This is a genomic window from Streptomyces sp. NPDC086077, from assembly GCF_040686175.1.
GTDB lineage: Bacteria > Actinomycetota > Actinomycetes > Streptomycetales > Streptomycetaceae > Streptomyces.
Window position 1 is genome coordinate 39,751 of the sequence record NZ_JBFBJT010000039.1, and the last position, 13,793, is coordinate 53,543.

The window sequence follows — 13,793 nt, forward strand, 5'->3', positions numbered from 1 at the left end:
GGTCATGCCGCGCACGTTCACGCTCTTCACCGGCCAGTGGGCCGACCTGCCCCTCGAAGAGGTCTGCCGCCTGGCCCGTGACTTCGGTTACGACGGCCTCGAACTGGCTTGCTGGGGGGACCACTTCGAGGTCGACAAGGCCCTGAGCGACCCCTCCTACATCGAGTCGAGGCATCAGCTGCTCGACAAGTACGGCCTGAAGTGCTGGGCCGTCTCCAACCACCTGGTCGGCCAGGCGGTCTGCGACGCCATCATCGACGAGCGGCACCAGGCCATCCTGCCGGCCCGGATCTGGGGCGACGGCGAAGCAGAAGGCGTACGGCAACGCGCCGCCGCCGAGATCGCCGACACCGCGCGGGCCGCGGCCGCCTTCGGCGTCGACACGGTCATCGGCTTCACCGGCTCGGCCATCTGGCACCTGGTCGCGATGTTCCCGCCGGCCCCCGAGGCGATGATCGAGCGGGGCTACGAGGACTTCGCCGCGCGCTGGAACCCGATCCTGGACGTCTTCGACGCCGAGGGCGTGCGGTTCGCGCACGAGGTGCACCCGAGCGAGATCGCCTACGACTACTGGACCACCCAGCGCGCCCTGGAGGCGGTGGGTCACCGGCCCGCCTTCGGACTGAACTTCGACCCCTCGCACTTCGTGTGGCAGGACCTCGACCCGGTCGGCTTCCTGTGGGACTTCCGCGACCGGATCTACCACGTGGACTGCAAGGAGGCCCGCAAACGCCTCGACGGCCGCAACGGGCGTCTCGGCTCCCACCTGCCCTGGGGCGACCCGCGGCGCGGCTGGGACTTCGTCTCCGCCGGGCACGGCGACGTGCCCTGGGAGGACGTCTTCCGCATGCTGCGCTCCATCGACTACCAGGGCCCCGTATCCGTCGAGTGGGAGGACGCCGGCATGGACCGGCTCCAGGGCGCTCCCGAGGCCCTGGCCCGTCTGAAGACCTTCGACTTCGAGCCGCCCAGCGCGTCCTTCGACGCCGCGTTCAACAGCTGAACCACCGGCCCGGCCGCAGGTCGGGAAGGGGACCGGCACATCCGCCGGTCCCCCCTCCGATCTGCCCGGATCCCGCTTTGTCCTGCGATGGGAGAAAGTTCAACCGGTTCTGCCGCAAGGGGTGTTCGCCCCGGAAGAACGCGGTTACCGTCCCTGAAGCGTTCAGGTCACACACACCTCCGGGGTGACGGCGCACCCCGGCGCCCGCACCGCACGTCTTCGCACCCATCCCGTACGGCCCACCCCGTTCCCGGAGGGACTTCGTGCACAGCACCAGACTCAGTAGTACCCGCACACCGAGGCGTCCCAGGCTTCGTACCGCCCTCGCCCTCTTCACCGGCCTGCTGCTGGCCGTGGGCACCCCGGCGACCGTCGCCGGCGCCCATCCCGGCCACCCCGAACACGACGAACCGGCCGCCGAGGGGCAGTTCCAGCAGGTGCCGCTCGCCAAGGGCGAGCCCGAGATGGGCGAGCCGATGTCGCTCGCCGTGCTCCCGGACCGCAGTGTCCTGCACACCTCGCGCGACGGCACGCTGCGCCTCACCGACCAGGGCGGCGTCACCAAGGTCGCCGGCAAGATCCCCGTCTACAGCCACGACGAGGAAGGTCTGCAGGGCGTCGGCATCGACCCGGACTTCGAGAACAACCGGGCGATCTACCTCTACTACGCTCCGCCCCTCGACACCCCCGCGGGCGACGCCCCGGAGACCGGCACCGCCGAGGACTTCGCGAAGTTCGACGGCGTCAACCGCCTGGCCCGCTTCGTGCTGAACCCCAACGGCACGCTGGACATGGCCAGCGAGAAGAAGGTCCTGGACGTCGCGGCCTCCCGCGGCACCTGCTGCCACGTCGGCGGCGACATCGACTTCGACGCGGCCGGCAACCTCTACCTGTCGACCGGCGACGACACCAACCCCTTCTCCTCCGACGGCTACACGCCGATCGACGACCGCGAGGGCCGCAACCCCGCCTTCGACGCCCGCCGCAGCTCCGGCAACACCAACGACCTGCGCGGCAAGATCCTGCGCATCAAGGTCGCCGAGGACGGCTCGTACACCGTCCCGGAGGGCAACCTCTTCGCCCCGGGCACCGAGAAGACCCGTCCCGAGATCTACGCGATGGGCTTCCGCAACCCGTTCCGGATGAGCGTCGACGACAAGACCGGCATCGTCTACGTGGGCGACTACGGCCCCGACGCGGGCGCCGCCAACCCGAACCGGGGCCCGGCGGGACAGGTCGAGTTCGCCAAGGTCACCAAGGCCGCGAACTTCGGCTGGCCGTTCTGCACCGGCAACAACGACGCCTACGTCGACTACGACTTCGCCTCCGGCACCTCCGGCGAGAAGTTCGACTGCGCCGCCCCGAAGAACACCTCGCCGCACAACACGGGCCTGGTCGACCTGCCGCCCGCGCAGGCCGCCTGGATCCCGTACGACGGCGGTTCCGTGCCCGAGTTCGGCAGTGGCTCCGAGTCCCCGATGGGCGGCCCGGTCTACCGCTACGACGCCGACCTCGACTCCAGCGTGAAGTTCCCCGAGGCGTACGACGGCGACTTCTTCGCCGGTGAGTTCGGCCGCCGCTGGATCAAGCGGATCGAGCAGAACGAGGACGGCTCGGTCGCGAAGATCAACGACTTCCCGTGGACCGGCACGCAGATCATGGACATGGAGTTCGGTCCCGACGGCGCGCTCTACGTCCTCGACTACGGCGTCTCCTGGTTCCAGGGCGACGAGAACTCCGCGCTGTACCGGATCGAGCACGCCGAGGACGGCTTCTCCCCGATCGCCGAGGTGAGCGCCGACAAGACGTCCGGCGCGGCCGGCCTGAAGGTCACCTTCACCGGCTCCGCCAAGGACGCCGACTCCGCCGACCTCACCTACAGCTGGGACTTCGGCGACGGCACCACGGGCGAGGGCCTCAAGCCCACCCACCGGTACAAGAAGGTCGGCACCTACACCGCCACCTTCACCGCCAAGGACGCCGAGGGCAACACCGGCAACGCCAGCGTCCGCATCGTCGTCGGCAACACCGAGCCCAAGGTGCGCATCGACGTCCCGGGCAACGGCACCCTGGCCGCCTTCGGCGAGCCCGTCCCGTTCAAGGTGACCGTCACCGACCCCGAAGAGACGATCGACTGCTCCAAGGTCAAGGTCGCCTACAGCCTCGGCCACGACTCCCACGCCCACGAGCTGACCAGCGAGACAGGCTGCGAGGGCACCCTGAAGCCGCCCGCCGGTGACGGCGGTCACGACCCCAACGCCAACATCTACGGCGTCGTCGGCGCCAGCTACACCGACGGTGGGGCGAACGGCCAGGAGGCGCTGACCGGTACCGCGCGCACCGTGCTCCAGCCGCTGCACCGCCAGGCCGAGCACTTCGCCGCCCAGTCGGGCGTGCGGACCTACGACAAGGCCGGCGCCAACGGCGGCAAGACCGTCGGTGACATCAACGACGGTGACTGGATCTCCTTCAGCCCCTACCGGTTCGACGGGCAGAGGAAGATGACCGTGCGGGCCTCCTCCGGCGGCACGGGCGGCTTCGTCGAGCTGCGCACCGGCTCGCCCGACGGCCCGCTGCACGGCTCGGCCTACATCCCGCCGACCGGCAGCTGGGACACCTTCCAGAACGTCGACGTGCCGCTGCGGGCGCTGCCCAAGGGCACCACGGAGATCTACCTGGTCTTCAAGGGCGGCGAGGGCGCGCTGTACGACGTCGACGACTTCGAGTTCTCCAAGGAGCCGTTCAAGGGGGGCAAGAAGGTCCTGGTCTTCTCCAAGACCGCCGGCTTCCGGCACGACTCCATCCCGGCCGGCATCGCCGCCCTGAAGGAGCTCGGCGCCCCGGCCGGCATCACGGTCGACGCGACCGAGGAGGCCGGACAGTTCACCACGGCCAACCTCGCCAAGTACGACGCCGTGGCCTTCCTGTCCACCACCGGTGACGTCCTGAACGCCGCCCAGCAGACGGCGTTCGAGAACTACGTCAGGAACGGCGGCGGCTACATGGGCATCCACGCCGCCGCCGACACCGAGTACGAGTGGGAGTTCTACGGCGGCCTCGTCGGCGCCTACTTCGACTCCCACCCGGCCATCCAGAAGGCCACCGTCCGCGTCGAGGACCACGACCACCCGGCCACCGGGCACCTGGGCGACGCCTGGGAGCGCACCGACGAGTGGTACAACTACCGCACCAACCCGCGTGAGCAGGCCAAGGTCCTCGCCACCCTGGACGAGACGACCTACCAGGGCGGCACCATGAAGGGTGACCACCCGATCGCCTGGTGCCAGAGCTACGGCGGCGGCCGCTCCTTCTACACCGGCGGCGGCCACACCAAGGAGTCGTACGCCGACGAGGCCTTCCGCGCCCATCTGCTCGGCGGTCTCCAGTACGCCACCGGTCAGGTCAAGGCCGACTGCAAGCCGAGCACGGACTACCGGAAGGTGTTCAACGGCCAGACCCTGGACGGCTGGAAGCAGGCCGGCCCCGGCAAGTTCAACGTCAAGGACGGCACCCTGGAGTCCGAGGGCGGCATGGGTCTGCTCTGGTACCAGGCCAAGGAGCTGAAGTCGTACTCCCTCAAGCTCGACTGGAAGATGCAGGGCGACGACAACTCCGGAATCTTCGTGGGCTTCCCGGCCTCCGACGACCCCTGGTCCGCGGTGAACAAGGGCTACGAGATCCAGATCGACGCCACGGACGCGCCCGACCGCACCACGGGCTCCGTCTACTCGTTCAAGTCGGCGAACATCAAGGCCCGTGACCAGGTCCTGCGTCCGCCCGGCCAGTGGAACTCCTACGAGATCAAGGTCCAGGGCGAACGCCTCCAGGTGTTCCTCAACGGAGTCAAGATCAACGACTTCACCAACAAGGACCCCCAGCGGAGCTTGACCGACGGTCACATCGGCCTCCAGAACCACGGCGCCGACGACCAGGTCTCCTTCCGCAACATCCAGTTGAAGGAACTGCCCACCACGGGCGGCTGAGCGGGCGGCGGGCGGGGGACGCCGGACCCCCGCCCGCCGTCTTTGTCCCCGCCCGGGGTTCGCGCACGACAAGGAGGCTGCCCATGTCCGCGTCCCTCTCCCGACCGCGTGTGGGGGTGTGGCTGATCGGAGCGCGAGGCTCCGTCGCCACCACCGTCGTCACGGGTTGCGCCGCCGTCACCGCGGGGTTGCACCCACCCACCGGCATGGTGACCGAGACCCAGGCGTTCACCGACAGCGGTCTGCCCGCGCTGTCCGACCTCGTCTTCGGTGGCCATGACACCGTCGACTGCCCGCTGCCCAAACGCGCCGAGACACTGACCGCCGGCGGAGTCCTCCCGCCGGGCGTCGCGGCCGCCGTCACCGCCGAACTGGCGGCCGCCGACCGTGAGATCAGGCCCGGCGGCCCCACCCCCGGCGACACCAGGAGCGAGGCCGAACTGATCACGGCCTTCGCCGACGACATACGTGACTTCATGCACCGCAACGAACTGGGGCGGGCCGTGGTGGTGAACGTCGCCTCCACCGAACCCGCGTCCCAGGGCCCCGGCGCCCCGCTGCCGGCCAGCACCCTCTACGCGCTGGCCGCCCTGCGGGCGGGCTGCCCCTACGTCAACTTCACCCCGTCCGAGGGCATGCACCACCCCGTCGCCGCCCGCGCGGCCGAGCGGAGCGGCCTGCCGTACGCCGGCCGGGACGGCAAGACCGGACAGACCTTGCTGCGGGCCGTGCTGGGTCCGATGTTCGCGCAACGGGCGCTGGACGTACGGGCATGGTCCGGTACGAACCTGCTCGGCGGTGGCGACGGCGCGGCCCTCGCCGACCCTGCCGCCGCGGCGGCGAAGAACGCGGGCAAGGAGCGCGTGCTCGCCGACACCCTGGGCACCGTGCCCGAGGGCGAGGTGCACATCGACGACGTCCCGGCCCTCGGCGACTGGAAGACCGCCTGGGACCACATCGCCTTCGACGGCTTCCTCGGCACCCGCATGGTCCTCCAGACCATCTGGCAGGGCTGCGACTCGGCCCTCGCGGCACCCCTGGTCCTGGACCTGGCCCGCCTGACCGCCCGCGCCCACGAGGTGGGCGTCTCCGGTCCGCTCGGCGAGCTCGGCTTCTACTTCAAGGACCCGGTGGGGGACGGGCCCGCGAGTCTGGGGGAGCAGTACGTGGCACTGCGCCGGCTGGGGGAGCGGCTGCGGGCCGCGGGGTCGGCGGGGCCGCAGGAGCGGCCCCAGGGCGAGGGCACCCAGGAAGACGGCACCCAGCACGCGGGAACCCAGGGCGAGGGCACCCAGGGGAAGCGGGCATGAGCCGTAGCCGCGCCTGGGCCGAACTCCTACGGCTTCCCGCGCTGTTCACCGTCCCCGGGGACGCCCTGAGCGGCGCGGCGTCCACGGGCGCCCCGCCCAACTCCCGGACCCTGCTCGCCATCGGTTCCTCCCTCTGTCTCTACGAGGCGGGCATGGCCCTGAACGACTGGGCCGACCGCGAGGAGGACGCCGCCGAACGTCCGCACCGGCCCCTCCCCTCGGGCCGCATCCAGCCGTCCTCCGCCCTCACGGCCGCCTGCGCCCTCACCGTGGCCGGACTGGCCCTCGCCGCCCGCGCGGGCCGCTCCGCCCTTGCCGTGGCCGCACCCCTCGCGGCCACCGTGTGGGCGTACGACCTCGCCCTCAAGCACACCCCCGCCGGTCCGGTGGCCATGGCCGCCGCCCGCGGCCTCGACCACCTCCTCGGCGCCGCCGCCACCACCGGCCGCACCCGCGAGGCCCTTCCCTCCGCCGTCCTCCTCGGCACCCACACCTTCGCGGTCACGACGGTCTCCCGCCGGGAGACCCAGGGCGGTTCCTCCCTGCCGCCCCTGGCCGCCCTCGCCGCGACGGCCCTCCTCACCCGCCTCGTGGCCCGCGCCCCGCGCGGCACGCGGGACGCCACGCCGACCGGCACCGGCACCGGCACGGGCCTCGGGGCCGGCGTCCGTGGCGGCGCCGGACGCCGGACGTCCGCGCGCGAGCGGCCCGGCCTCACGCTCGACATCGCCCTGCGCACCGCCCTGGCCGCCGCCTACGCCGCCACCGCCGGCCGCCCCTACACACACGCCGCCCTCAACCCCTCACCTCCCCTCACCCAACGGGCCGTCGGCGGCGGCATCCGCGCCACCATCCCCCTCCAGGCCGCGCTCGCCGCCCGTGCCGGAGCCGGCCTCACCGCCGTGGCCATCGCCGTGCTCGCCCCGATCGGACGCAGGTACGCGAGGAAAGTGAGCATCACATGAGCCCTCGGCCCCACCCGGCGCAGCACCCCGGCGAACCGGCTGCCCCCCACGCCGCCCTTCGCTTCGGCTACGGCACCAACGGCCTCGCCGACCTCCGGCTCGACGACGCCCTCGCGCTGCTCGCCGACCTCGGCTACGACGGCGTCGGTCTCACCCTCGACCACATGCACCTCGACCCCCTCGCCCCGGACCTGTCCGCCCGCACCCGCCGGGTCGCGCAGCGCCTCGACGTGCTCGGGCTGGGTGTCACCGTGGAGACCGGCGCCCGCTACGTGCTCGACCCGCGCCGCAAACACGGCCCTTCCCTCCTGGACCCGGAGCCCGACGACCGCGCCCGCCGCGTCGACCTGCTCCTGCGGGCCGTCCGGGTCGCCGCCGACCTGGGTGCCCACGCCGTGCACTGCTTCAGCGGGATCCTCCCGCCCGGCACCGACGCGGACTCGGCGTGGAAACGCCTGGCGGACAGCCTCACCCCCGTCCTGGACGCGGCGACCGCCGCCGGCATCCCGCTCGCCGTCGAACCCGAGCCCGGCCACCTCCTCGCCACCCTCGACGACTTCCACCGACTGCGCCGCGCCCTCGGCGACCCCGGCGCCCTCGGTCTCACCCTCGACATCGGCCACTGCCAGTGCCTCGAACCCCTCCCTCCCGCCGACTGCATCCGCGCCGCCGGGCCCTGGCTGCGCCACGTCCAGATCGAGGACATGCGCCGTGGCGTCCACGAGCATCTCCCGTTCGGGGAGGGGGAGATCGACTTCCCGCCCGTCCTGGCGGCCCTCGCCGCCACCGGCTACCAGGGCCTGACCGTCGTCGAGCTGCCCCGGCACTCCCATGCGGGCCCCCACCACGCCGGACTCTCCCTCCCGTTCCTCCGCGCCGCCGCACCACCCGACGGGCCGGTCCCACCCCCGACCCCGCCCGCCGCACCCCACGGCGAACCCTCCGCCACCCCTGAAGGGAGCATCCCGTGAAGCACCTCGACGCCAGCGCGGCGAACCCGGCGGCGAGTTCCGGCGACCCGAGCAGTACCGAGGCCGGCGCCCGCACCTCGCTCGAGGCCTTGCACGACCATCTCGCCTCCCACCTCCCGGGAGCCGCCCGCGCCTGGCTCGACCAGGCCCTCGCCGAGGCCGCCGCCCACCCCGGCACGCACGGGCCCATCTCCGTGTGGGAGCTGCGCATCGCCGAGGCGGGCCGCCGCTGCGGGGACGAGCACGCCGACGCCGCCCGTGTGCTGGTCCTCCATGCCGCCGGCGCCGACCCCGAGGCGCTCAGCCGCGTCTACCGCCAGGGCACCGGAGCCGAGCGCCGCGCCGTGCTGCACGCCCTGCCCCACCTGGTGGCCGGGCCCGACGGCCTCCCACTGATCGAGGACGCCCTGCGCACCAACGACACCCGGCTCGTGGCCGCCGCCGTCGGCCCCTACGCCGCCCGGCACCTCGACGCGCACAACTGGCGCCACGCCGTACTGAAGTGCCTGTTCACCGGCGTCTCCGTCGACAGCGTCGCCGACCTCGAGCGCCGTGCCCGCGGCGACGCCGAACTCGCCCGCATGCTCGGCGACTACGCCACCGAACGCACCGCCGCGGGCCGCCCCGTACCCGAGGACCTGCACCGTGTCCTGGCCCTGACCGATTCCGCGGCCGCACCGCACGGATCGGACACCCCCCACGCCAAGGAGTCCTGATGCGCATCTTCGACCCCCACATCCACATGACGTCCAGGACCACCGACGACTACGAGGCCATGCACGCCGCCGGTGTGCGCGCCGTCGTCGAGCCCGCCTTCTGGCTCGGCCAGCCCCGCACCTCGCCCGCCACGTTCCTCGACTACTTCGACTCCCTCCTCGGCTGGGAGCCCTTCCGCGCCGCGCAGTACGGCATAGCCCATCACTGCACCATCGCCCTGAACCCCAAGGAGGCGAACGACCCGCGCTGCCTTCCCGTCCTCGACGAACTTCCCCGCTATCTCGTCAAGGACCAGGTGGTGGCCGTCGGCGAGATCGGCTACGACTCGATGACGCCCGCCGAGGACACGGCGCTCGCCGCCCAGCTCCAGCTCGCCGCCGACCACGAGCTGCCCGCGCTGGTCCACACGCCTCACCGCGACAAGCTGGCCGGTCTGCGCCGCACCCTCGATCTGGTGCGGGAGTCCGCCCTGCCAACGGACCGTGTCCTGATCGACCACCTCAACGAGACCACCGTCAAGGAGGCCAAGGACGGCGGCTGCTGGCTGGGCTTCTCCGTCTATCCGGACACCAAGATGGACGAGGAACGGATGGTCGCGATCCTGCGCGCCTACGGGACCGAGCAGGTGCTGGTGAACTCCGCCGCCGACTGGGGGCGCAGCGACCCCCTGAAGACCCGCAAGGTCGGCGACCTGATGCTCGCCGAGGGCTTCAGCGAGGACGACGTCGACCAGGTGCTGTGGCGCAACCCCGTGGCGTTCTACGGCCTCAGCGGCCGGCTGAACCTCGACATCGCCGCGACCGACGCCACCCACGAGGGCAACTCCATCCTGCGCGGCGGGGAGTGAGCCATGCGCTTCCGCCACCCCGACGGCTCCACGGTGCACCTCGCCTACTGCACCAACGTCCACCCCGCCGAAACCCTCGACGGTGTTCTCGCGCAACTGCGCGACCACTGCGAACCCGTCCGCCGCCGTCTCGGCCGCGACCGGCTCGGCATCGGCCTGTGGCTCGCCAAGGACGCCGCCCACGCACTCGTCACCGACCCGTCCGCGCTGCGCACCCTGCGCACCGAACTGGACCGGCGCGGGCTCGAGGTCGTCACCCTCAACGGCTTCCCCTACGAGGGCTTCGGCGCCGAAGAGGTCAAGTACCGCGTGTACAAGCCGGACTGGGCCGACCCGGAACGCCTCGAACACACCACCGCCCTCGCCCGCGTCCTGGCCGGACTCCTCCCCGACGACGTCACCGAGGGCAGCATCTCCACCCTCCCGCTCGCCTGGCGCACCGCCCAGGACAGCCGCCGGGCCGACGCCGCCCACGCCGCCCTGCGCACCCTCGGCGAACGCCTCGACGCACTTCAGGAACTGACCGGCCGCTCCCTGCGCGTCGGCCTGGAACCGGAGCCCGGCTGCGTCGTCGAGACCACCGGCGACGCCATCGCCCCGCTGACCGCGATCGCCCACGACCGCATCGGCATCTGCGTCGACACCTGCCACCTCGCCACCTCCTTCGAGGACCCGCACACCGCCCTCGACGCCCTCACCCGGGCCGGCGTCCCCGTCGTCAAGTCCCAGCTCTCCGCCGCACTGCACGCCGAACACCCCCATCTGCCCGAGGTCCGCGAAGCCCTCGCCGCCTTCGACGAACCCCGCTTCCTGCACCAGACCCGCACCGCCACCGCCATGGGCCTGCGCGGCACCGACGACCTGGGCCCCGCCCTGGAGGGCGCCGCGCTCCCCGACGCCTCACCGTGGCGCGCCCACTTCCATGTCCCGCTGCACGCGGACCCCGCCGCGCCCCTCACCTCCACGCTCGCCGTCCTGAGGAGCGCGCTGGCCCGGCTCGTCGGCGGAGCCGCCCCGCTCACCCACCACCTGGAGGTCGAGACGTACACGTGGCAGGCCCTCCCACCGGAGCTGCGGCCCCGCGCCCGCACCCAGCTGACGGACGGCATCGCGGCCGAGCTCACCCTCGCCCGTGACCTGCTGACCGACCTCGGCCTCAAGGAGCTGCCGTGAACGCCCCCGCCCCAGCGCGCCCCACCCCGCTCCTCGTGCTCGACGTCGTGGGCCTCACCCCCCGTCTCCTCGACCACATGCCACACCTCAAGACCCTCGCCCAGTCCGGCGCCCACGCCCCACTGGGCACGGTGCTGCCCGCTGTCACCTGCGCCGCCCAGTCCACCTTCCTGACCGGCACCACGCCCTCCGAGCACGGCATCGTCGGCAACGGCTGGTACTTCCGTGAACTCGGCGACGTCCTGCTGTGGCGCCAGCACAACGGCCTGGTCGCCGGCGACAAACTCTGGGACGCCGCCCGCCGCGCCCACCCCGGCTACACGGTCGCCAACATCTGCTGGTGGTACGCCATGGGCGCCGACACCGACATCACCGTCACCCCCCGCCCGGTCTACTACGCCGACGGCCGCAAGGAACCCGACTGCTACACGCGCCCGCCGGAACTCCACGACGAACTCACCGAGGAACTCGGCACCTTCCCGCTCTTCCACTTCTGGGGGCCCGGCGCGGACCTCGTCTCCAGCCGGTGGATCATCGCCGCGACCCGCCACATCCTGCGCACCCGGCGCACCGACCTGGCCCTGTGCTACCTCCCTCACCTCGACTACGACCTCCAGCGCTTCGGCCCCGACGACCCGCGCTCCCTGAAGGCGGCCGCGGACCTGGACACGGCCGTGGCCCCGCTGCTGGCCGACGCGCGCGCGGAGGGCCGTACCGTCGTCGTGCTCTCCGAGTACGGCATCACCCCGGTCAGCCGGCCCGTCGACATCAACCGCGCACTGCGCCGCGCGGGCCTGCTGGAGGTGCACACGCAGGACGGCATGGAGTACCTCGACCCGATGGCGTCGCGGGCCTTCGCCGTCGCCGACCACCAGATCGCCCATGTCTACGTGCGCCGCCCCGAGGACCTCGACGCGACCCGGGCGGCGCTCGACGGACTGCCCGGCATCGAGCAACTCCTCGACGACGAGGGCAAGAAGGCCCACCATCTCGACCATCCACGGGCCGGCGAACTGGTCGCCGTCGCGGAGCCGGACGCCTGGTTCACGTACTACTACTGGCTCGACGACGAGCGCGCGCCCGACTTCGCCCAACTCGTCGAGATCCACCGCAAACCCGGCTACGACCCGGTCGAGCTCTTCATGGATCCCCTCGACCCCTACGTCAAGGTCAAGGCGGCCACCGCGCTGGCCCGCAAGAAGCTCGGCATGCGCTACCGCATGGCGGTCGTGCCGCTGGATCCCTCACCTATTCGTGGCAGCCACGGCCGCCTTCCCGAGAGCGACGACGACGGTCCGCTGCTCATCTGCTCCACCCCCCGTGCACTCGGTGACCGCGTGGCGGCCACCGATGTGAAACAACTCCTGCTCCAGCTCGCCGGCCTCGGCTGAGATCCGGCTACTGAGAGTGAAACACACGGCACTGACAACGGCCGGTCCCGGCGGCACCGGAGCCGGCCACGACCGAGAAGGCAGGCCATTCGTGACCCTGTATTCCGACTCCTCCCGCACCGAAGCCGCCACCGGTGCCCCCGACGAGGCACTGCGCCGCACCCTCGGTGTGGACCGGCGCCGTTTCCTCAGCACCTGCACCGCGGTGGCGGCCGGCGCCGTCGCCGCCCCGGTCTTCGGTGCCGCCCCGGCCCTGGCCCAGGACCGCGGCAGAGACCACGGCCACGGCCACGATCACGGGCACGGCCACGGCGGGGACGTTCTCGTCCCGCCGCACAAGCGGGGCATCATCCTCTACACCGTCCGGGACGCCACCGCCCGCGACCCCCTCTCCACCGACCTGCCCTCCGGCTTCCGCGAGGTGTTCAAGCAGCTGGCGCGGCACGGCTACCGGCAGGTGGAGTTCGCGGGCTACCGCCAGCACGCGAACGCGCCCGGCGGCGCCGACCTGGAGACCGTCGCGGGCGCCAGGCTGCTGCGCTCCTGGCTCGACGACTACGGTCTGCGCGCCCAGGGCAACCACGGCTTCATCCCGTCGTCCTGGCCGCTGACCACGGCGGACCTGGACACCTTCAAGAAGCACCTCGAGATAGCCAACATCATCGGCATGGACCACATGGGCACCGGCGGCGACCCCACCGGCAGTTCCTACCGCGCCGACTGGGACGTGGCCGCCGACAAGTGGAACGCCCTCGGCGAGATCGCCCGGCGCGCGGGCATCAAGCTCTACACCCACAACCACGACAGCGCGTACGGCTTCCTGCTGGACCGCGGTCCGCTGGACGACCAGGGCCGCCCGACCCGCAGCTCGGGCATCCGGAAGCTGGAGTACTTCCTCAAGGTCACCGACCCGAGGGTCGTCTGGCTGGAGATGGACATCTTCTGGGCGCACGTCGCCCAGTACAAGTTCCACACGTACACCGCCCACGACGGCTCCACCCGCCGGAACGTCTTCGACCCGGCAGGCCTCGTGGCCCGCCACAACAAGCGCTACCCGCTCTTCCACGCGAAGGACGGCGTCGTCAGCACGACCAACGGCATGGGCTACGACATGGTGCCCTTCGGGACCGGGGTCATCGACTACACGACGTTCTTCTCGCGGGTCGGGGAGCGGAACTACCACAACCCGATGGTCGAGGACGACAACTCCCCGAGCGCCACCGACCCCGGGCAGTCGCTGCGCGAGGCCAAGATCAGCTACGACAACCTGGCGGCCCTGCGCAAGCGGCGTCGCTGATCCGCGAACGCGGACCGGGCGGCCCTTCCCCCAGCCGGGGGCGACAATGAGGCCGTCCGTGTCAGTCCCACCAGAGCACGACGAGAAGCTGCCGTTGGGATGCACCACGATAGAACTCGCGCAGGGCGTTGAAGCG

10 protein-coding genes are annotated in these 13,793 nt (G+C 71.9%); all 10 read left to right on the plus strand.

Features of this window, described 5'->3' with window-relative positions; translation table 11 throughout:
* Window positions 1–4 precede the first annotated feature (4 nt).
* Window positions 5–1,003: a sugar phosphate isomerase/epimerase family protein gene (locus AB0O67_RS14245; protein ID WP_365449671.1), complete on the plus strand. Its 999-nt coding sequence runs from the start codon at window positions 5–7 to the stop codon at window positions 1,001–1,003.
* Between the two features lie 263 nt (window positions 1,004–1,266).
* Window positions 1,267–4,986 carry a ThuA domain-containing protein gene (locus tag AB0O67_RS14250; protein WP_365449673.1) on the plus strand — a complete coding sequence of 1,240 codons (3,720 nt, stop codon included), beginning with the start codon at window positions 1,267–1,269 and terminating at the stop codon, window positions 4,984–4,986.
* An 83-nt stretch (window positions 4,987–5,069) separates the two neighbouring features.
* Entirely contained in the window at window positions 5,070–6,296 is a 1,227-nt protein-coding gene (locus AB0O67_RS14255; RefSeq protein WP_365449675.1) for an inositol-3-phosphate synthase, read from the plus strand.
* Window positions 6,293–7,261 (plus strand): SCO3242 family prenyltransferase, encoded by a 969-nt coding sequence (locus tag AB0O67_RS14260; protein WP_365449677.1) that lies wholly within the window; start codon window positions 6,293–6,295, stop codon window positions 7,259–7,261. The genes AB0O67_RS14255 and AB0O67_RS14260 overlap by 4 nt, the downstream gene beginning before the upstream one ends.
* Window positions 7,258–8,232 (plus strand): sugar phosphate isomerase/epimerase family protein, encoded by a 975-nt coding sequence (locus AB0O67_RS14265; RefSeq protein WP_365449679.1) that lies wholly within the window; start codon window positions 7,258–7,260, stop codon window positions 8,230–8,232. The genes AB0O67_RS14260 and AB0O67_RS14265 overlap by 4 nt, the downstream gene beginning before the upstream one ends.
* Window positions 8,229–8,948, plus strand: a complete 720-nt coding sequence (locus AB0O67_RS14270; protein ID WP_365449681.1) for an EboA domain-containing protein — start codon at window positions 8,229–8,231, stop codon at window positions 8,946–8,948. The genes AB0O67_RS14265 and AB0O67_RS14270 overlap by 4 nt, the downstream gene beginning before the upstream one ends.
* On the plus strand, window positions 8,948–9,796 hold the full coding sequence (locus tag AB0O67_RS14275) for a TatD family hydrolase (protein ID WP_365449683.1): 849 nt from the start codon (window positions 8,948–8,950) through the stop codon (window positions 9,794–9,796). Before AB0O67_RS14270 ends, AB0O67_RS14275 begins: the two co-directional genes overlap by 1 nt.
* 3 nt (window positions 9,797–9,799) lie before the next feature.
* The gene (eboE, locus tag AB0O67_RS14280) at window positions 9,800–10,969 is read left to right on the plus strand and encodes a metabolite traffic protein EboE (RefSeq protein ID WP_365449685.1); all 1,170 of its coding nucleotides are present in this window, start codon (window positions 9,800–9,802) and stop codon (window positions 10,967–10,969) included.
* A complete protein-coding gene (locus AB0O67_RS14285; protein WP_365449687.1) occupies window positions 10,966–12,360 on the plus strand; it encodes a nucleotide pyrophosphatase/phosphodiesterase family protein in 1,395 nt (464 codons plus the stop codon). The genes eboE and AB0O67_RS14285 overlap by 4 nt, the downstream gene beginning before the upstream one ends.
* A 91-nt stretch (window positions 12,361–12,451) precedes the next feature.
* Complete coding sequence (locus AB0O67_RS14290) at window positions 12,452–13,657, plus strand: sugar phosphate isomerase/epimerase family protein (RefSeq protein ID WP_365449688.1); 1,206 nt, start codon at window positions 12,452–12,454, stop codon at window positions 13,655–13,657.
* Window positions 13,658–13,793 lie beyond the last annotated feature (136 nt).